Here is a 17908-nt window from a genome sequence, read left to right on the forward strand (position 1 = left end):
CACTGTGTTGAACAAACCCGTGACTCTTCCCGACACATCGACAGCACCCGAGGCCCCCGCGTTGCGCGGCCTCTTCGAGCCTTTCGAGGTCAAATCACTCTCGTTGCGCAACCGTTTCGCCATGGCCCCGATGACTCGCGCGTTCTCGCCGGACGGAATCCCCGGCGCCGACGTGGCCGAGTACTACCGTCGTCGCGCAGCAGGTGGTGTCGGCTTGATCATCACCGAAGGCACGTACATCCCGGATCCGGCAGCCGGCCCGCACACTCGGGTACCGCGCATCTACGGTGATTCGAGCCTGGGCGGCTGGAAATCGGTGGTCGACGCAGTCCACGCCGAGGGTGGATCGATCATTCCTCAGCTGTGGCACCTCGGAGTCGAGCGCGGTGAGAACTCGCGCCTGAACCCCGAGGTCGAAACCGTCAGCCCCTCCGGTCTGGCGCTGGACGGCACCCATTTGGGACGAGAATTCACCACGTCGGATCTCGACGACTTGAAGCAGTCGTGGGTGGACGCCGCGCTCAACGCGAAGAACACCGGCTTCGACGGCCTCGAGTTGCACGGAGCACACGGCTACCTGCTCGACGAATTCCTCTGGGCAGGAACCAATGTCCGGACCGATGGATACGGCGGATCACTCGAAGCTCGCACCCGTTTCCCGGCCGAGGTCGTCGCCGCAATCCGAGAGGCAGTCGGGGACGAGTTCGCGATCGTCTACCGATTCTCGCAGTGGAAGTCCGGCCAGTACGACGCCCGTATCGCTCAGAGCCCGGCAGAACTCGGCCACATCCTGACTCCCCTGGTCGACGCCGGCGTCGACGTCCTGCATCCGTCGACGAGGCGTCATTGGGAGCCGGCATTCGCTGAACTCGAAGGTGAAGACGGCAAGCTCGGCCTCGCCGGTTGGACGAAGAAGCTGACCGGGTTGCCGACCATCACCGTCGGCTCGGTCGGACTCGATTCCGTGTTCACCACGGCATTCACCGGCGACGCCGCATCGGCGGTCACCGGACTGGAGCGTCTCGAAGCTCAGTACGAGAACGGTGAATTCGACATGGTTGCCATCGGACGCGCACTGCTCGCCGATCCCGAGTGGGTCGACAAGCTCCGCACCGGACGCACAGACGAGCACATCGCATTCACTGCAGAACATCGAACACATCTGAACTGACCGCACACGACAAACGGCACTCCCGCAACTGCGGGAGTGCCGTTTGTGGATCTACCGGAAGTTCTAGCTGCCGAGCGTGACCGGGTCGGGGCCGATACGGCCGGCCGGGTCGTCGAGAGCACCGATCGCGTTGATCTGTTCCGGAGTCAGTTCGAAGCCGAAGACATCGAAGTTGGCGGCGATACGTTCGGGGGTCACCGACTTCGGGATCACCACGTTGCCGATCTGCAAGTGCCAGCGAATGATGACCTGGGCCGCGGTGACGCCATGAGCGTCGGCGATGGCAGTGATGACGGGGTCGCCGAGAACGGTTCCCTGGCCGAGTGGGCTCCACGCCTCCGTCGCGATTCCCTTGCCGGTGTGGAAGGCGCGCAGTTCTGCCTGGTTGAACTTGGGGTGGAGCTCGATCTGATTGAGGACCGGCACCTCACCGGTTTCACCGATGACGCGCTCGAGGTTCTCGATGGTGAAGTTGGAGACGCCTATGGATCGAACCCGTCCATCGGCCTTGAGCTTCTGGAATGCCTTGAACGTCTCGACGTACAGGTCCTTGGACGGAACCGGCCAGTGGATCAGGTACAGATCGAGGTAGTCGAGACCCAACTTGTCGAGGCTGGCGTCGAATGCGGCAAGCGTCGAGTCGTAACCCTGGTCGTCGTTCCACAGTTTCGTCGTGATGTAGAGGTCTTCGCGGGCGATGCCGGATTCGGCGATAGCGCGGCCGACGCCCACCTCGTTGCCGTAGATCTTGGCGGTGTCGATACTGCGGTAACCGGTCTTCAGGGCGGTGGAGACGGCTTCCTGTGTTTCGTCGTCCGGAACCTGGAACACACCGAATCCCAGTGCGGGGATCGTCTTACCGTCGTTCAGAACAATTGTCGGTACAGAGGTCACATCGTTGGTTTCGGTCATATTCGGAACCAACGCGCGAGAGCCTGGAGGCATTCCCCGCAGAACCTCCGGGCAGTGCCCTTGTACCGCCCGAAAGGCCGGTCTACCTTGGAAGACAAGTATCGGAATCGCCTCGAGAAAAGAGAGAGCGATGAATCTTTCATATCGTCTCGCCTACAAGGTCGGCGTCACTCCGTGGGAGCACACCGGGCATGGGTTCGACGCTCAACTGTCCGGACTTCTCGACTCGATTCCTGTTCCGGAAGGTGGCCGTGCACTCGATATCGGCTGCGGCACCGGACGGCATTCCATCGAGCTGGCGCAACGCGGTTGGCACGTCACCGGCGTCGACGCCGAGCAGGAGCCGTTGGACAAAGCGCGCATACATGCACGTGAAGCCCACGTCGACGTCCGGTTCCTCCACGAGGACGCGGCAGACCTGCACATAGCCGTCGACGGTGGGCACATGCTGGTACTCGACATCGGCTGCTTTCACGGGCTGTCCGAACATCAACGACGGGACTACGGGAGGTCGGTCAACGCGATCACCGCCCCGGGCGCGTCCATGGTCATGTTCGCGTTCGGACCAGGTCACCGCTGGCCGATGCCACATGGCGTCTCCGAAGAAGACGTCATGCGAGCATTCGACGGTTGGTCGACGGCCTCGAGAACGGCCGCGGACGTGAGCGAATCGCCACTTCCGGTCCGTGCGGCGCATCCGTGCTGGTACCACCTGGTTCGGGACTGACTGCTGTGCGCCTTTATTAACCGCCCGCGGTTAATAAAGGCGCACAGCACCGATTAACACAGGCGCACAGCACCAGGGATACTTCTCAGGTGACTGCAACACTGCGCATCAGCGGCCTCTCTGCTTCCCGGGGAGAACGCACCCTGTTCTCCGACCTCGATCTCACAGTCGCGCCCGGCGACGTCATCGGTCTTGTCGGGGCGAACGGCGCCGGCAAGTCGACCCTTCTTACCGCACTGGCCGGAATCGGAACTGCCGACGTCGAGGGTTCGATCATCCTCAGCCCGCCAGACGCTGCGGTGGGTTACCTCGCACAGGAACCCGACCGCATCGAGGGCGAGACCGTCCTCGAATTCCTCGGCCGACGCACCGGCGTCGCGTACGCCGAGGCGGTCATGAACACCGCAGCCGAGACGCTGGCTGAAGCCGAGGAGGATCTGTACTCCCCGGCACTGGAGCGGTGGCTCGCTCTCGGCGGCGCCGATCTGTTCGAGCGCGCCGAGAAGGTAGTCGAAGAGCTCGGACTGGGCGTATCCCTCGACGCTCACATGACGGCATTGTCCGGCGGTCAGGCCGCACGCGCAGGCCTCGCGTCGCTGCTGCTTTCACGCTACGACATTCTCCTGTTGGACGAGCCCACCAACGATCTCGACCTGCGGGGTCTCGGGCAGTTGGAACGATTTGTCGCCGAGACCCGAGCGGCGCTGGTCGTCGTGAGCCATGATCGCGAGTTCCTCTCGCGCACCGTCACGGGGATCGTGGAACTCGATCTGGCACAACAGGACATCGCCGTGTACGACGGCGGCTACGAGTCGTACCTCGCCGAACGCGAGATAGCCCGCCAGCACGCACGCGAGGCCTTCGAGGAATATGCCGGCACCCGCTCCGATCTCGAAGATCGCGCACAGATGCAGCGCAACTGGATGGAACACGGTGTCCGGAACGCGCGTCGTAAGGCCAAGGACAACGACAAGATCGGACGCGGATTGCGGACCGAGTCGACGGAGAAGCAAGCCGCGAAGGCCCGCCAGACTCAACGCCGCATCGAGCGACTCGAAGTTGTCGAGGAACCTCGTAAAGAGTGGGACCTTCGCATGGAGATCGCGGCCGCTCCGCGGTCCGGTTCCGTTGTCGCAACCACGAACGGCGCCACGGTAACTCGCGGTCAGTTCACGTTCGGTCCCGTCACGACTCAAATCGACTGGGGCGATCGAATCCTCGTCACGGGTGCGAACGGTGCCGGCAAGACCACCCTCCTGAACGTCCTGCTCGGCAAACTCGTCCCGGACGAGGGCATCGCGTCCCTGGGTTCCGGTGTCGCGATCGGTGAGATCGACCAGGCGCGCGGATTGTTCGAAGGCGATCAACCAGTAGTCGAGGCCTTCGGCGCTCAGGTACCGGACTGGCCCGATGCCGATGTTCGCACTCTCCTCGCCAAGTTCGGCCTGCGCGGACACCACGTACTCAGGTCCGCCGCTTCACTGTCCCCCGGCGAAAGAACGAGGGCTGCACTGGCTTTACTGCAGGCCCGCGGCGTGAATCTACTGGTATTGGACGAGCCGACGAATCATCTCGACCTTCCGGCGATCGAACAGCTCGAGCAGGCGATGGAGTCGTTCGAGGGAACCCTCCTCCTCGTCACTCACGATCGACGCATGCTCCAATCCACCCGCAGCACGCGCCGGTGGCGGATGGAGAACGGACAACTCTTCGAGGAGTAGCCGATCGGCGCTGCTTGCGCAGACAACCCGCGTGTGCAACTATTTATCAGGCGCACGCAATAGTTGCATGCGCGGCATAGATGGTTCACAGGCGACACAATCCCCGGTCGAACCGCCACGCACAGTCCTGAAAGGCACTTTTCAATGTTGTCGATCCCCGACCGAACACTGACTCACGGAACCACCGGCGAACCGATCACCATCCCGCAACTCGGTTACGGCGTTTTCCAGGTACCGGACGCCCAGACCGAAGAGGTCACGGCCACCGCTCTCGAGATCGGCTACCGTCACATCGACACGGCCGCGATCTACGGCAACGAGGCCGGGGTCGGCCGTGCCATCGCAGGTTCGGATATTCCGAGGTCAGAGCTGTTTGTCACCACCAAGTTGTGGAATGACGATCAAGGCCAAGACCGAGCACTCGCCGCATTCGACGCGAGCCTCGACAAGCTCGGCCTCGACTTCGTCGACCTGTATCTGATCCACTGGCCGGCACCGGCAAAGGGCCTGTTCGTGGAGACCTGGGCCGCTTTCGAGGAAATTCTCGCCTCCGGCCGCGCCCGTGCGATCGGTGTGTCGAACTTCCTCCCCGAACACCTCGACCTGCTGGCCCAGCACAGCTCCATCACCCCAGCCGTCAACCAGATCGAACTGCACCCCAGACTGCAACAGCACGCGTCACGGGAGTATGCACAGAGCCACGGCATCGAAATCGAGGCATGGAGTCCGTTGGGACAGGGAACTATCCTCGACGACCCGACCATCGGGAAAATTGCTGCAGCACACGGAAAGAGCCCGGCGCAGATCATTCTGCGCTGGCATCTCGAACAGGGACACACAGTGCTGTCGAAGTCGGTCACACCTGCCCGCATGCGCGACAACGCCGCGATCTTCGACTTCACACTCGATGCCGACGAGTCAGCTGCCATCGCAGCGTTGAACACCGACAGCCGTGTCGGACCCGATCCACTCGAATTAAACTGAGTCGAAACGACTTCAGAGATTCTCGTGCGGAGCCAACGTCAGCAGAACAGAATCGACAGCCTGCTCAGCCAGGAGCGCGTCCAGCGGTAAGTGACGGAACAACGCCCGGTAATAGATCGGGGACGCCAAGGCGTCCAGGACGAAGTCCAGGTCGAAGTCGCTCCGAATGTCGCCGCGTAGACGCGCCGATTCCAGCACTGCCGCAGTGGAATCGCGTCGCGGCTGAAAGAATGCCGACTGGAAATCCTGCGCCAATTCCGGGTCCGCGGCCAGATCCGCGACCAACGCGGGCAGTATCCGACCAACTACCGTTTCACTCAGTCCTACAACCAATGTCGTGATGCCGGCGACCAGGTCTGCCCTGAGATCGCCGGTGTCCGGCGTCGGATCGGTGCCGATATGCGCCACGACGACGTCTACCACCAGATGCCGCTTCGACGGCCATCTCCGGTAGATGGCGGGGCGATGTACACCCGCCCTCGTCGCCACCGATCCGATCGACAGCTCCGCATACCCGTTCTCCCCCAACACTTCCAGGGTCGCGGACAGTACAGCGTCGTCGATCCGCTCGTCGCGGGCGCGCACCATCTACAGCACCGGACGCGGCATGAGCACCAGACGCCAGCCGTCAGGATCTTCGAAAGTCATTCCCGCATTCTCCTCCCAGTACGGATTCTCGGCTTCGACGGGTTCGTGCCCCTCCTCACCCAGTCGCTGAACCACCTCGTACATCGCCGACTCGCCGGCAAAGTAGAGCACCAACAAATTGTCCTGCGTCGGCGCCGGGCACGGGCTTCCGTCTTCGTGGGTGGTGAATTCGAGGTGATAGTTCGCATCCGGCAGTCCCAGCATGATCCCGTCGTAGCCGGCGTGCCCGGAGAACCGGTAGAGCTCCGGCAACCCCAGGCAGTCGCGATAGAACGCAATCACGTCGTCGAGTCGGTCGGTGGGTCGAGCTACGCGCACCTGCACTACTGCGAGGTCGTTCGGCCAAGTCGTCATGGTTAAACGGTACAGTACGTACCGTAACAATTCGAGCGTAGGCCAGGCCTCCCGTCCACAGCCGACCTCGCGAGAGCTACAAACGATCATTCTCCGGAAACGCCGCCTCGGGCATGAACTTCGGCCTGGCGAACAACACCGACAGCTTGGTGGGCTGCGACTCCACCGGGCGATCGGACCGGTACAGCAGCGCCTGCTGCGGGGCGCTCACCCATTCACTGGCGAAGATCTCACCGAGACGCGAAACCGGCACGTGCGATCCATCCTCGAGCCGAACGGCGACGTCAGCCGTGGTGTCCGACTGGCCGTACACGACCCACCATGATTTACCTTCGACATCCCCCGGAGTGTGCTGACCGATACCGATGACGGCACCTTTCTCCATCGGATCGCGCCAGAGCGCTTCGCGCCCTTGTGGTCCCACGCAGTAGCTACCGTCCTCGCGCACCTGCACGACCAGGCGGGACTTCTCGAGCACCAACTGTTCGACGACCATGTGAAGCCCCTTCCGTTGCCCGAACCTTATCCGCCGGCATCACCCAGAAGCGGGACAATCGCGGTTCGTGTTGACAAAATGTTGGGTTTTTACAACACTTTGATGCATGAGCCCAGTCCGGCGGGGAGACGCGCTCCCCATCTTCAATCGCATCGGAGTGCTTCGCGCCGAGCGGAAGATGAGTCGGGCCCAGCTTGCACAACTCGTCGACGTCAATCCGCAGACGGTGGGGGCGCTCGAACGCGGCGACCACTACCCCAGCCTGGATCTTGCATTCAGGATCTGCTGGGTATTCGACCTACCGGTCGAGGCGGTGTTCTCTCGGACTGAGTTCGGTCCGCTGTCGACGGAGGTCTACCGGAATACACCGTCGACGGAGGTCTACCCGAATGACCGCATTACTACCGGGGGGAGTGAAAAGCCCAGTGCCTGAATCAAATCTGGTCGACCGCTACCAGGCCCACCGCACTCGGCGGTTCCTGCAGAACGAGGAGACGTTCCGACATTGGCTCCCGAATTGGCGAAGCCGTCGACGTCGCCGCATGCTCGTCGTCGCCCTCGCGGTCCTGTTCACCACGATGGTTGCCGTCAGCATAGCGTGCCTGTTCAATCCGCTCTTCGCGGTCGCGTGGCCGGTTCTCACCCTGTTGTTCCTGCCGACGTGGTCCTCACTTCAAATCGTGTCGGGCCGGCAAGGGGATGCACCGCGGCAGGCTTTGGACGAATGGGAGATCCAGCAACGCAACGACGCTCGCTCCGTCGGGCTCAGCGTGACCCAAACATTGGTGTTCATTGTCGCCATTTTCCTCATTTTCACCTCGTCGGTGCAGTGGAATGTAGAGAGGCTGCCTTACACGGGAGGTTTATTGGCACTGACTGCAATGCTGATCGGCGCGTGCACGCCCGCGATGATTCTCTCGTGGACCAATCCAGACCCGGATCCGATTGATTCGGAAGAGTTCGACCTCTGACCCGCATTACCGAAGCGCACCACTCGACCGATGGGAAGGACCCATGTCAGCCACCCTCACGATCGACGGCATCTCGAAACGCTACGGCGATGTCGTTGCACTCGACAACCTGAGTTTCGAAGTGCGCGCAGGCGAGATCTTCGGATTCGTCGGCAGCAACGGCGCCGGCAAGACGACCACGATGCGCATTGCGCTGGGTGTACTCGGAGCAGATTCGGGGGAAGTTCGCCTCGGCGGCAAACCCGTCGACCTCGACGTGCGTCGCACTATCGGATACATGCCGGAGGAACGCGGCCTCTACCCCAAGATGAAGGTGGGCGCGCAACTTTCCTATCTGGCCGAGCTACATGGGCTCTCGAAAGCCGACGCGCATGCGGCCACTGAACGGTGGACCGAACGTCTGGGCATTGCCGAACGCGTCAAGGACACCGTCGACTCCCTCTCACTCGGTAATCAGCAACGAGTGCAGCTTGCGGCCGCGCTTGTTCACGATCCAGCGGTACTCGTTCTGGACGAACCGTTTTCGGGCCTGGACCCGGTAGCGGTCGACGTCATGAGTGACGTGTTGGTCGAGAAGGCTCGCACCGGCGTTCCGGTGATCTTCTCCAGCCATCAGCTGGATCTGGTGGAGCGGCTGTGTGATCGCGTCGGCATCATCAGCCGCGGCAGCATGCGGGAGATCGGAACTGTCGACGAACTACGAGGTAAGGGGGACGGCCGAATCGAAGTCTTCGCTCCTGACGCACCGGTCGGCTGGGCACACCATCTGATCGGTGTCACCACACTGAGCCACCTCGACGGTCGAACGCTCCTGAGCGTCGACGGCACAGCCGACGATCAGCAGATCCTGCACGCCGCGTTGAAAACCGGACCGGTGCACGAGTTCACGCTACGACGTCCGTCACTGACCGATCTGTTCCGAGAGGTAGTAGCCGCATGAGCAACCAGTTGAGCGGAGGTCGAGCCATCGGGTTGGTCGCCCGACGCGAATTCATGACGCAGATCTCGAAGAAGAGTTTTGTGATCAGCAATGTCATCATTCTGGTCGCGATCATCGGCGGCATCATCGCCTTCTCACTCTTCTCCGGCGGCGACGAGGACAAGTCGAAGATCGGCTTGGTCGGCAACCAGTCACTCGGTGCCACGATGGTGTCCATCGGCGACACCCTCGGAAATCCGGTGACGGTGACGGAGGTTTCCGACGACGGAACCGCGCGTGATCAGGTCAAGGACGGCGACCTCGACGTGGCCGTGATCGCTGGATCGGGCGGCGCCGTCACTGTCGTGACCAAGAAGGAAGTGCCCACGAATCTGCGGGCCGTCATCGAGAGTTCCGTTGCACAACAGGCACAATCGAATGCGCTTTCCGCCGCAGGGATCGATCCGGCTCAGCTCGCCGAAGCCACGTCCACCGCTGTGGTCACCATCGATGCCATCGATCCCCCGGATCCCGAACAGGGCCAACGTATAGCGATGTCGATCGCTGCTGTGGTGCTCCTGTACATGCAGATCTTGCTTTTCGGAACGTACGTGGCGATGGGCGTCGTCGAGGAGAAGTCCAGTCGCGTCGTCGAATTGTTGCTCTCCACTCTGCGTCCGCTGCAGTTATTGTGGGGCAAGGTTCTCGGAATCGGCGCTGTCGGTCTGATGCAGATGGCTGCCTACGCTGTCGCGGGCGTCGCCACCGGATTGGCGACGGGCGTCCTGACCGTGACGGGCACTGCGATCGGCGTTCTGTTCGGCACTCTCGGGTGGTTCATTCTCGGCTTCCTCTTCTTCGCCGTGCTGTACGCCGCTGCCGGGTCTATGGTCTCGCGACAGGAGGACGTCAATGCCACCGCGATGCCCCTCGCGCTGCTCGTCATGGCAATGGTCAGCGTGGCTTTCGTTTCGGTGAGCAATCCCGAAGGAACCCTGAGCAACGTGCTGAGTTGGATTCCGCCGTTCTCTGCAATCCTCATGCCCCTGCGCATTTCTGCCGGTGTTGCTTCTCCGTTCCAGATCGTGGGAACCATTCTGCTGATGCTGGTCGTGACTGCTGCGCTGTCGATGATCGCGGCAAAGATCTACCAGCGCTCCATCCTTCGCATCGGCAAGGTCGTTTCATGGAAGGAAGCGTTCGGACGCTGATTCTCCGGCGCACAACTGACGCCACGCGATCCCGGCGGCACCCCGTCCAGGTAGGTTCATCCTGGACGGGGTGCTGCTTACTTGGAGGACGTTGTGCGAATCTCGGCCGAAGAACTACTCACTGCGGTACTCGATCCCAAGAGCTTCGTCTCCTGGGACTCCCCGCCCGTCGACGTCGGGCCTGGGCCGAAGTACGCGGAAGACCTGAAGAAGGCCCGCGACAAAAGTGGAGTAGACGAGTCCGTCGTCACCGGTGTCGGTACAGTTCGGGGGCGTCGGGTCGCGGTAATTGCCTGTGAATTCAGCTTTCTCGCCGGTTCGATCGGAGTTGCTGCAGCCGAACGGATCGTGACCGCCGTCGAACGTGCTACGGCAGAACAACTCCCATTGCTCGCCTCGCCCACCTCCGGCGGAACACGAATGCAGGAGGGGACCGTCGCGTTCGTTCAGATGGTGAAGATCGCTGCGGCAGTGGCTGTTCACAAGGCTGCGCACCTGCCCTACCTGGTGTACCTGCGTAATCCCACCACCGGCGGGGTTTTTGCGTCGTGGGGATCTCTCGGCCACATCACCGTCGCGGAACCGGGCGCCCTGGTGGGTTTCCTCGGACCCCGTGTCTACGAATCCCTCTACGGCGAAAAGTTTCCCGACGGGATCCAAACCTCCGAGAACCTGTACCGCAACGGCGTTATCGACGGCGTCGTCCCGGTGGACCGCCTCCGCCTACTGGTCAATCGAGCGTTGTGCGTGCTCACCGATCCCCCGGCTCCGGCAGTCGCGGACCCGATTCCCTCGCCCGAGATTCCCGATGTCCCTGCCTGGCAGTCGGTGATGCTCTCGCGCCGGGCGGATCGACCGGGCATCCGGCAGTTGCTCCGCCATGCCGCGACCGAACAGGTACCACTCAGCGGCACCGGGCAGGGTGAAACCGACAAGACGATCTTGCTCTCGCTCGCCCGTTTCCGAGGCTTTCCGTGCATCCTGCTCGGCCAGGACCGCAGCGGACAATCCGCGCTCACCACGATGGGACCGGCCGCACTTCGTGAAGCAAGACGGGGCATGAAACTTGCCGAAGAACTACAACTCCCGCTTGTCCTCGTGATCGACACTTTGGGCGCGTCGCTGTCCAAGGAAGCGGAGGAACGTGGACTTGCCCCTGAGATCGCCCGCTGCATCGCCGACCTCGTGACGCTGAGAACCCCGACAGTGTCAGTGCTGCTCGGTCAGGGAACCGGCGGTGGTGCTCTGGCTCTGCTACCTGCAGACCGAGTACTCGCGGCACAGAACGGGTGGCTCGCTCCCCTGCCGCCGGAAGGCGCAAGCGCGATTGTTCATCGCGACATCAGTCATGCCCCGGAGATGGCCGCTGCGCAGGGAATTCGTTCGTTGGATCTGCTACGAGACGGCGTGATCGACGCCATCATTCCCGAAACCCCTGACGCGGCCGACGAGCCCGTGGAATTCTCCAAGAGAGTAGGGGCAGCAATCGCGCACGAACTCTTCATTCTCGCCGAGGAGTCAGACACCGATCGCCAGTCCTCCCGTATCGCGCGCTATCGAAACCTGGGAGTTCCGCAATGACGACGAACGACCGGACTGCACTGACGCTGCCGCACAGTTACGACCGTGCGGCACTGGCTCGTTTCGAGCTGTTCCTGTTCGCCGCCATAGCGACCGTGCTGATCACCCGTGCCTACCTGGCGGCAACCGGCTATCCCCAGATCGGGGGCGGTTCCCTCCACATCGCCCACGTTTTGTGGGGTGGATTGCTGATGGCCGTCGCCATCGTCTCGACCGCCATCACCGAAGGCTCTCGCACGCGCGATCTGGCGACCCTCGTCGGCGGAATCGGATTCGGCCTCTTCATCGACGAGGTCGGAAAGTTTGTCACCGCCGACGTCGACTACTTCTACCAGCCTGCAATCGCGATCATGTACGTCGTCTTCGTAGTCTTCTATCTGGCCGCGCGCGAGGTGGTGATTCGGCGCGGTATGAATGATCGTCATCGGCTTGCCATCGGTGCGCGAGCGCTCTCGGACCTCGCTCTCGGTCAGCTCGACGAGATCCAGTACAACCACGCCCTCCGAGTGCTCGACGGCGTCGAAGACCGCAGCCTCACGGACCTCGTCGACTCGATCAAGGCCGGCCTGCACACACAGACTCCGCCGGTCGGCGGTATCGAATCGAAGATCACGCGTGCTCGCAACGTGTTCTTCCAACGGGCCGAAGCACTGCTCGGGCACCGCATCGTCCGCCGACTGGTACTGACTCTGTTCGTATTGCAGGCCCTCCTCGCGGTAGTACAGGTGATCTACGCACTCGTCTCCGAGAACGGCGTCGAAGCTGACGACGTCTCCGATCTCGTCGTCCAGATCTCCACGGCTGCAACCGGAGTTCTTGTGGTCCTGGGAGTGTGGTTCCTCTTCCGCGGTCCTTACCTCCGGGCCTTGCGGCTACTACGGGCATCGATCGTGGTGAGCCTTCTGGTGACGCAGGTGTACCTGTTCACGCAGGACCAGTTCGGCGCGCTGTTCGGTTTTGCCGTCTCGCTGTTCATGCTTGCGACTCTTCGCATCGCGATTCGAAGCGAAGAGTCCGCAGCAGCCCTACCGCAGTGATTCTCTAGCGCAGTGAATCTCTAGCGCAGTGACTCGGGGGGCCGACTCGGTAGATCGCGGATGCCGCGCAGTGGACTGAAGAGCAAGACCAATCCACACGGCGCGATCAGTCCGGCCATGATCCACATGGTTCCGCGCAAACCTACGAGATCGCCCAGGAACCCCGCCAGCAGCGCACCCAGCGGAATAGTGCTGTGCAACAGGAACATACTCGTCGCCACTACTCGACCGAGACGGTCTGGCGGACAGTAACTCTGACGGAAGCTGCCGAGCACTACGTTGCAGGACACGACGCCGGCAATCATCACCATTCCTCCCGCACAGAACCAGAGCAGGCCGGCGCCGTACGACGTCAGAGGGGCCAACAGGATGAACGGTCCCGTCACCAACTGACAGATGAGAACGCTTCGGGCAGTACCGAATCGGCGCCCGAGCGGGCGCGCGATCATCGACCCGACAATTCCGCCGACCCCGGCAATCGCCAACAGAAGCCCGAGTCCGAATTCCCCCACACCAACCGTCTTTTCCAGGAAAACGATCTGGATCGTGGTGTACCCGGCAAGGCCGAAATTGAGAAGAGTCCCGTAAACGACGATGGGCCGCAGATACGGATCAGCTGCGACGAATCGCAGGCCGAGCGCTATCTCGCGCCGAAACGGTTCTCGGCGGCCGCGTCCGCGATCAACGGTCTCCTGCACACGAATCAGCCACATGCACACGAAGCAGAAGACGAAGGTGAACGCATCGACGAGCAGACCGGCTGCTAGCCCGACAGTCGCTACCAACAGCCCACCGAAACTCGGGCCGATCACCCGGGTCGCGGCCTCGGCGCCTTGTATCTTCGAGTTCCCTTCGACAAGATCCGCTTCGTCGAGGACCGTGGGGAGATACGCGTGGTAGGCCGCTTGGAAGAAAACGGTGGCCGTGCCGGTGAGCAGCCCGACCAGAAGCAGGTGGCCATATGTCACCGCCCCCATGAGGCCGGCGATCGCGACGCTCGCGAAGAGCAGCGCGCACGCAGCGTTCGCGATCATCATGATCGGACGGCGAGGCAACCGGTCGATCCAGGCACCGGCGGGTAGTCCGACGATCAACCACGGCAACCACACCGCCGAGGCCAGCGCACCGATCTGAAAGTTACTCGCTTCCAATTCGCGAAGCGCGATCAACGGCAGCACAACGGTCGTGACACCGTTTCCGATGCCGCTGACGGCGTCGCCGGTCCACAGAAGTCGGAAATCACGCTGAGCGAGGACTCCCCACAAGCCCGCACGTTGCGCTGTATCCGTCACACCGATTCCCCCTTCAATCCCTGGCCTATCCCACCCGCCGATCCCACCCGCCGACGCACCACTGGCCGACGGGACAGGCCCGTCCGGCGCAAACGGACCGCACCCGCACCCACACTGAGGCGCACGGCACTGACGGTAACCTAAGGTGCTTCAGGTCACGGGTTAGCGAAGTTCACGAGAGGACACACGTCGATGAGCTCTTCTGAGCAGTCGTCCCACACCACGTATGCCGACGCATATCGCGAGAGCATGGATCAGCCGGAGAAGTTCTGGCTCGATGCAGCGCGTGCCGTCGACTGGGATGTCGCGCCCACGAAGGCACTCGACGATTCCGCCGCACCGATCTATCGCTGGTTCCCGGATGCGTCGCTGAACACCAGCTTCAATGCCCTTGATCGGCACGTCCGCGACGGCCGCGGCGATCAGACCGCGTTGATCTTCGACTCCGCGATGGTCCCCACCAAGGCCACGTACACCTACGCCGAACTCCTCGAGCAGGTCTCACTCTTCGCCGGTGTCTTGAAAGATCAGGGTGTGGTGGCGGGTGACCGCGTCATCATCTACATGCCGATGATCCCCGAGGCTGCGATCGCGATGCTCGCGTGTGCACGTATCGGCGCTGTGCATTCAGTGGTGTTCGGCGGCTTCGCTGCCAAGGAACTCGCCACGCGTATCGACGACGCCGGCCCCGTGGTGCTCGTGACGGCGTCCGGCGGCCTGGAGCCAGGCCGAACCATCGAGTACCTGCCGATGGTCGAGAAGGCTCTGCAACTGTCCGCCACTCCCGCTCACACCGTGATCGTGAAGAACCGTGAGCAGATTCCCGGCGCTGCTGCCGACTACAAGTCAAGTGCCGCAGCCTGGTTCGACTGGGACGAGATGATCGCCGATGCCGCCCCTGCCGACCCGGTGTCGGTCGCCGCGACGGATCCGCTCTACATCCTCTACACCTCGGGAACGACCGGTAAGCCCAAGGGCGTCGTCCGGGACAACGGTGGCCATGCTGTTGCGTTGACGTGGACGATGAAGAATCTCTACGACATCAGCCCCGGCCAGGTCTGGTGGACCGCCTCCGACGTCGGCTGGGTGGTCGGCCACTCGTACATCGTCTACGGACCTTTGCTCGCCGGAGCCACGACGGTCATGTACGAAGGCAAGCCCGTCGGCACCCCAGACGCCGGTGCATTCTGGCGCATCATTTCCGAGTACAAGGTGTCGGCACTCTTCACCGCCCCCACCGCCGTTCGGGCGGTCCGCAAGGCCGACCCGGATGCAAAAGAGCTTGCCAAGTACGACATCTCGTCGCTCGACACACTGTTCGCCGCCGGCGAGCGCTTGGATCCCGACACCTACGAGTGGGCTACTCGGATTCTCGATCGCCCGGTGGTAGATCACTGGTGGCAGACCGAAACCGGTTGGGCCATCTGCGCGAACCTGCGCGGCCTCGAACCCATGGAGATCAAAGCGGGCTCACCCACCGTCGCCTGCCCCGGATACCGCGTCGAAATCGTCGACGGCAAGGGCGAACTCGTGGGACCGGGCACCGAGGGCAACATCGTGATCGGCCTGCCGCTTCCTCCCGGAACACTCGCCGGACTGTGGCGTGACGACGATCGGTACGTGAAGTCCTACCTGTCGACATTCGAAGGCTATTACCTCACCGGCGACTCCGGATACATCGACGAGGACAACTATGTCTTCGTCCTCGGACGCAGCGACGACGTGATCAACGTTGCCGGACACCGCCTTTCGACAGGAAGCATGGAAGCAGTAGTCGCCGGCCACCCGGCCGTCGCAGAATGCGCCGTCATCGGCATTCACGACGAACTCAAGGGGCAACGGCCGAGCGGCTACGTCGTGCTCAAGTCCGGCGTCGACATCGATCCCGAAACTCTCCGACAGGAACTAATCGCGCGGGTGCGCGACCAGATCGGTGCCGTCGCCACCTTCCGGGACGTCACCGTCGTCGCCGCACTACCGAAGACTCGTTCCGGCAAGATCCTCCGCAAGACCATGCGGCAGATCGCTGACAACGAGGAGTACACGGTCCCGTCGACCATCGAGGACGCGAGCGTATTGGACGAGCTGTCCAAACTCCTTCGCGGATAAGGATTTCGCGAATTCCCCTACCTGCCCGGCTCCGGACGTAGCAGTATGAACACGTTCCAGTTTTGGCGCTTCGCACGGGCAGGGGAAGTTCGATGGGCAATTTGGACGGTCAGGTCGCATTCATCACCGGAGCGGCGCGTGGTCAAGGGCGCGCGCATGCCGTCAAGCTCGCGTCCGAGGGCGCGGACATCATCGCGGTGGATCTCTGCGCGCCGGTCGCAACGGCGGGGTACGACATGGCCACCGAGGCCGACCTCGCCCAGACCGTCGCCCTGGTCGAAGCTCAAGGCCGGCGCATCGTCGCATCCGTAGCGGACACTCGCGACCTCGATGCCCTGAAATCAGCGGTCGACGCCGGAGTCGAGAAACTCGGCCGACTGGACATTGTGATCGCCAACGCGGGAATCGCGGCGTCGGCAAAGCTGTCCTGGGATCTGAGCGCCGAAGAGTTCCGCGAGCTGATGGACATCAACGTCACTGGTGTCTGGTTGACGACCAAGGTGTCGATTCCGCACATCATGAACGGCAATCGAGGTGGGTCGATCGTGTTGATCAGCTCGATGGCCGGCCTTCGCGGCGTGCCGGGTATCGCACACTATTCCGCGTCCAAGCACGCCGTTCGCGGTTTGGCGAAGTCTCTGGCCAACGAACTCGGTTGGGCGGACATTCGGGTCAATTCCGTACACCCGGGCAATGTGCGAACCACGATGATCGACAACGAACCGATGGTTCGCGCGTTCCGTCCAGACTTGGAGAATCCCGTCCTCGCCGATACCGCTCCGATCATGTCGAAGCTGAATCTGCTGCCCCATCCGTGGGTCGACCCCGAAGTAATTGCGGATGCGGTGTTCTATCTGGTGGGGCCGGCCGGACGCGGGATCACCGGGATCGCACTGCCGATCGATCTCGGAACCTCCGAAAAATTCGCCGGCGGCTAAAGGCCTGCACAGACACAGAATTGCTCTGCTCGACCGGCACAGAATTGCCTCTGCCGGATGGGTCTCGAGCACCATCCGGCAGAGGCAATTCCGGCTTGATCAAGCCTTCGTAGCAACAGAACAAGTAGTCGACAACCTCATAGGCGCTCCTCGTCTGGCGTGGGAAAAACCTTTGTGGGATGCGCAACAAACCCAAGATCCAGAGTAGAAGCATTTGGCCGCAAACGCGCGTCATTCGGCAGTATTTTTTTGGATTCGGGCATACTGGACAACGCTCCCACCACGTATTATGGACCCGAGTTCACACATACAGGGGGTAGGCACAGTGACGGTCAATTACGCCGCGATGGACCCGATTCACGGAAAAGTCGAGATCTCCTTCGACGTCGACACCGGGGTCGTGGACGTCCGAAACGGCGAATCACGCGCTCTGTTGACGCGCCGAGTCGACGCCCCGCGCCGCGAAGGCACACCCATCGGAACGCGGGCTGCCGCCGACCTGTTCTTCACTCTCGGTGGCGACGAGGTCGAACTCACTGTCGGCAAAGGCTTTCTGTCCCGGCGCTCGTATACGGTCTCTGCACTCGTCGACGGTGTGAGTTTGAACTTCGCCCCAGTCGATGACGCGAACAGCGCCTTCACCCGGGACGGGGTTCGCATCGCTCTGTTCTCCAAGAACGAGGAATCCGACCCCAGACAGACCGACGCAGTCTGGTCGAGCACTCCGAGCAACGACGAACTCGTCATCGGTTACGCCCTGGCCGAAGCATTCGACTGCGGAGCACTCAACGGCGCCTTTGCTCTGATCGAATCACTGGTGCTCGGCGGCGGGTAGAG

Annotated in this window: 18 protein-coding genes; 13 read left to right on the forward strand and 5 right to left on the reverse strand. The window is 62.4% G+C overall.

Going from position 1 to position 17908, the window contains the following annotated elements; all coding sequences use genetic code 11:
* Positions 1-19 precede the first annotated feature (19 nt).
* Entirely contained in the window at positions 20-1171 is a 1152-nt protein-coding gene (locus tag QM716_RS02950) for an NADH:flavin oxidoreductase (RefSeq protein ID WP_283302281.1), read from the forward strand.
* 63 nt (positions 1172-1234) lie between these two features.
* On the opposite strand, the gene QM716_RS02955 is transcribed toward QM716_RS02950, so the two are convergent.
* Positions 1235-2083 (reverse strand): aldo/keto reductase, encoded by an 849-nt coding sequence (locus QM716_RS02955; RefSeq protein WP_019744860.1) that lies wholly within the window; start codon positions 2081-2083, stop codon positions 1235-1237.
* A 130-nt stretch (positions 2084-2213) separates the two neighbouring features.
* Between QM716_RS02955 and QM716_RS02960 the strand changes: the two genes are divergently transcribed.
* The 3 genes from QM716_RS02960 to QM716_RS02970 all read left to right on the forward strand — a co-directional run bounded on the left by QM716_RS02960 (position 2214) and on the right by QM716_RS02970 (position 5515).
* Complete coding sequence (locus QM716_RS02960; RefSeq protein WP_283302282.1) at positions 2214-2810, forward strand: class I SAM-dependent methyltransferase; 597 nt, start codon at positions 2214-2216, stop codon at positions 2808-2810.
* Between the two features lie 89 nt (positions 2811-2899).
* Positions 2900-4531 carry an ABC-F family ATP-binding cassette domain-containing protein gene (locus tag QM716_RS02965; RefSeq protein WP_283302283.1) on the forward strand — a complete coding sequence of 544 codons (1632 nt, stop codon included), beginning with the start codon at positions 2900-2902 and terminating at the stop codon, positions 4529-4531.
* 144 nt (positions 4532-4675) lie between these two features.
* Positions 4676-5515, forward strand: coding sequence for an aldo/keto reductase (locus QM716_RS02970; RefSeq protein ID WP_283302284.1), 840 nt, complete (start codon positions 4676-4678; stop codon positions 5513-5515).
* A 12-nt stretch (positions 5516-5527) separates the two neighbouring features.
* On the opposite strand, the gene QM716_RS02975 is transcribed toward QM716_RS02970, so the two are convergent.
* The 3 genes from QM716_RS02975 to QM716_RS02985 form a co-directional block, all read right to left on the reverse strand.
* Positions 5528-6103: a TetR/AcrR family transcriptional regulator gene (locus QM716_RS02975; protein WP_283302285.1), complete on the reverse strand. Its 576-nt coding sequence runs from the start codon at positions 6101-6103 to the stop codon at positions 5528-5530.
* The gene (locus QM716_RS02980) at positions 6104-6517 is read right to left on the reverse strand and encodes a VOC family protein (protein ID WP_283302286.1); all 414 of its coding nucleotides are present in this window, start codon (positions 6515-6517) and stop codon (positions 6104-6106) included.
* Between the two features lie 76 nt (positions 6518-6593).
* Positions 6594-7013, reverse strand: a complete 420-nt coding sequence (locus QM716_RS02985) for a hypothetical protein (protein ID WP_283302287.1) — start codon at positions 7011-7013, stop codon at positions 6594-6596.
* A gap of 106 nt (positions 7014-7119) precedes the next feature.
* Here QM716_RS02985 and QM716_RS02990 point away from each other — a divergent pair, with 106 nt between their 5' ends.
* The 6 genes from QM716_RS02990 (at position 7120) to QM716_RS03015 (ending at position 12732) form a co-directional block, all read left to right on the forward strand.
* On the forward strand, positions 7120-7446 hold the full coding sequence (locus QM716_RS02990; protein WP_283302288.1) for a helix-turn-helix transcriptional regulator: 327 nt from the start codon (positions 7120-7122) through the stop codon (positions 7444-7446).
* Positions 7439-7984: a hypothetical protein gene (locus QM716_RS02995; RefSeq protein WP_283302289.1), complete on the forward strand. Its 546-nt coding sequence runs from the start codon at positions 7439-7441 to the stop codon at positions 7982-7984. Before QM716_RS02990 ends, QM716_RS02995 begins: the two co-directional genes overlap by 8 nt.
* 43 nt (positions 7985-8027) lie before the next feature.
* Positions 8028-8924 (forward strand): ABC transporter ATP-binding protein, encoded by an 897-nt coding sequence (locus tag QM716_RS03000; RefSeq protein WP_283302290.1) that lies wholly within the window; start codon positions 8028-8030, stop codon positions 8922-8924.
* A complete protein-coding gene (locus tag QM716_RS03005) occupies positions 8921-10114 on the forward strand; it encodes an ABC transporter permease (RefSeq protein WP_283302291.1) in 1194 nt (397 codons plus the stop codon). The genes QM716_RS03000 and QM716_RS03005 overlap by 4 nt, the downstream gene beginning before the upstream one ends.
* Positions 10115-10207: 93 nt before the next feature.
* On the forward strand, positions 10208-11695 hold the full coding sequence (locus QM716_RS03010; RefSeq protein ID WP_283302292.1) for an acetyl-coenzyme A carboxylase carboxyl transferase subunits beta/alpha: 1488 nt from the start codon (positions 10208-10210) through the stop codon (positions 11693-11695).
* The gene (locus tag QM716_RS03015) at positions 11692-12732 is read left to right on the forward strand and encodes a hypothetical protein (protein WP_283302293.1); all 1041 of its coding nucleotides are present in this window, start codon (positions 11692-11694) and stop codon (positions 12730-12732) included. Before QM716_RS03010 ends, QM716_RS03015 begins: the two co-directional genes overlap by 4 nt.
* A gap of 20 nt (positions 12733-12752) precedes the next feature.
* Here the strand turns inward: QM716_RS03015 and QM716_RS03020 are convergent, their stop codons facing one another.
* The gene (locus tag QM716_RS03020; protein ID WP_283302294.1) at positions 12753-14024 is read right to left on the reverse strand and encodes an MFS transporter; all 1272 of its coding nucleotides are present in this window, start codon (positions 14022-14024) and stop codon (positions 12753-12755) included.
* A 192-nt stretch (positions 14025-14216) separates the two neighbouring features.
* On the opposite strand from QM716_RS03020, the gene QM716_RS03025 reads away from it, so the two are divergent.
* From QM716_RS03025 to QM716_RS03035, 3 genes are all read left to right on the forward strand, one after another.
* Complete coding sequence (locus QM716_RS03025; protein ID WP_283302295.1) at positions 14217-16133, forward strand: propionyl-CoA synthetase; 1917 nt, start codon at positions 14217-14219, stop codon at positions 16131-16133.
* Between the two features lie 92 nt (positions 16134-16225).
* Positions 16226-17071: a mycofactocin-coupled SDR family oxidoreductase gene (locus QM716_RS03030; RefSeq protein ID WP_020970454.1), complete on the forward strand. Its 846-nt coding sequence runs from the start codon at positions 16226-16228 to the stop codon at positions 17069-17071.
* A 325-nt stretch (positions 17072-17396) separates the two neighbouring features.
* Complete coding sequence (locus tag QM716_RS03035; protein WP_283302296.1) at positions 17397-17906, forward strand: hypothetical protein; 510 nt, start codon at positions 17397-17399, stop codon at positions 17904-17906.
* Positions 17907-17908: the final 2 nt, after the last annotated feature.

This window comes from Rhodococcus sp. IEGM 1409, assembly GCF_030056735.1.
In the GTDB taxonomy this organism is placed as follows: domain Bacteria; phylum Actinomycetota; class Actinomycetes; order Mycobacteriales; family Mycobacteriaceae; genus Rhodococcus_F.

Excerpts from the sequence above, each read along its gene's own strand:
- QM716_RS03000 (WP_283302290.1), top strand. The coding sequence starts at position 8,028 with ATGTCAGCCACCCTCACGATCGACGGCATCTCGAAACGCTACGGCGAT.
- QM716_RS02990 (WP_283302288.1), top strand. The coding sequence starts at position 7,120 with ATGAGCCCAGTCCGGCGGGGAGACGCGCTCCCCATCTTCAATCGCATC.
- QM716_RS03015 (WP_283302293.1), top strand. The coding sequence starts at position 11,692 with ATGACGACGAACGACCGGACTGCACTGACGCTGCCGCACAGTTACGAC.
- QM716_RS02970 (WP_283302284.1), top strand. The coding sequence starts at position 4,676 with ATGTTGTCGATCCCCGACCGAACACTGACTCACGGAACCACCGGCGAA.
- QM716_RS02960 (WP_283302282.1), top strand. The coding sequence starts at position 2,214 with ATGAATCTTTCATATCGTCTCGCCTACAAGGTCGGCGTCACTCCGTGG.
- QM716_RS03005 (WP_283302291.1), top strand. The coding sequence starts at position 8,921 with ATGAGCAACCAGTTGAGCGGAGGTCGAGCCATCGGGTTGGTCGCCCGA.
- QM716_RS03030 (WP_020970454.1), top strand. The coding sequence starts at position 16,226 with ATGGGCAATTTGGACGGTCAGGTCGCATTCATCACCGGAGCGGCGCGT.
- QM716_RS03025 (WP_283302295.1), top strand. The coding sequence starts at position 14,217 with ATGAGCTCTTCTGAGCAGTCGTCCCACACCACGTATGCCGACGCATAT.
- QM716_RS02955 (WP_019744860.1), bottom strand. The coding sequence starts at position 2,083 with ATGACCGAAACCAACGATGTGACCTCTGTACCGACAATTGTTCTGAAC.
- QM716_RS02975 (WP_283302285.1), bottom strand. The coding sequence starts at position 6,103 with ATGGTGCGCGCCCGCGACGAGCGGATCGACGACGCTGTACTGTCCGCG.
- QM716_RS02985 (WP_283302287.1), bottom strand. The coding sequence starts at position 7,013 with ATGGTCGTCGAACAGTTGGTGCTCGAGAAGTCCCGCCTGGTCGTGCAG.
- QM716_RS02980 (WP_283302286.1), bottom strand. The coding sequence starts at position 6,517 with ATGACGACTTGGCCGAACGACCTCGCAGTAGTGCAGGTGCGCGTAGCT.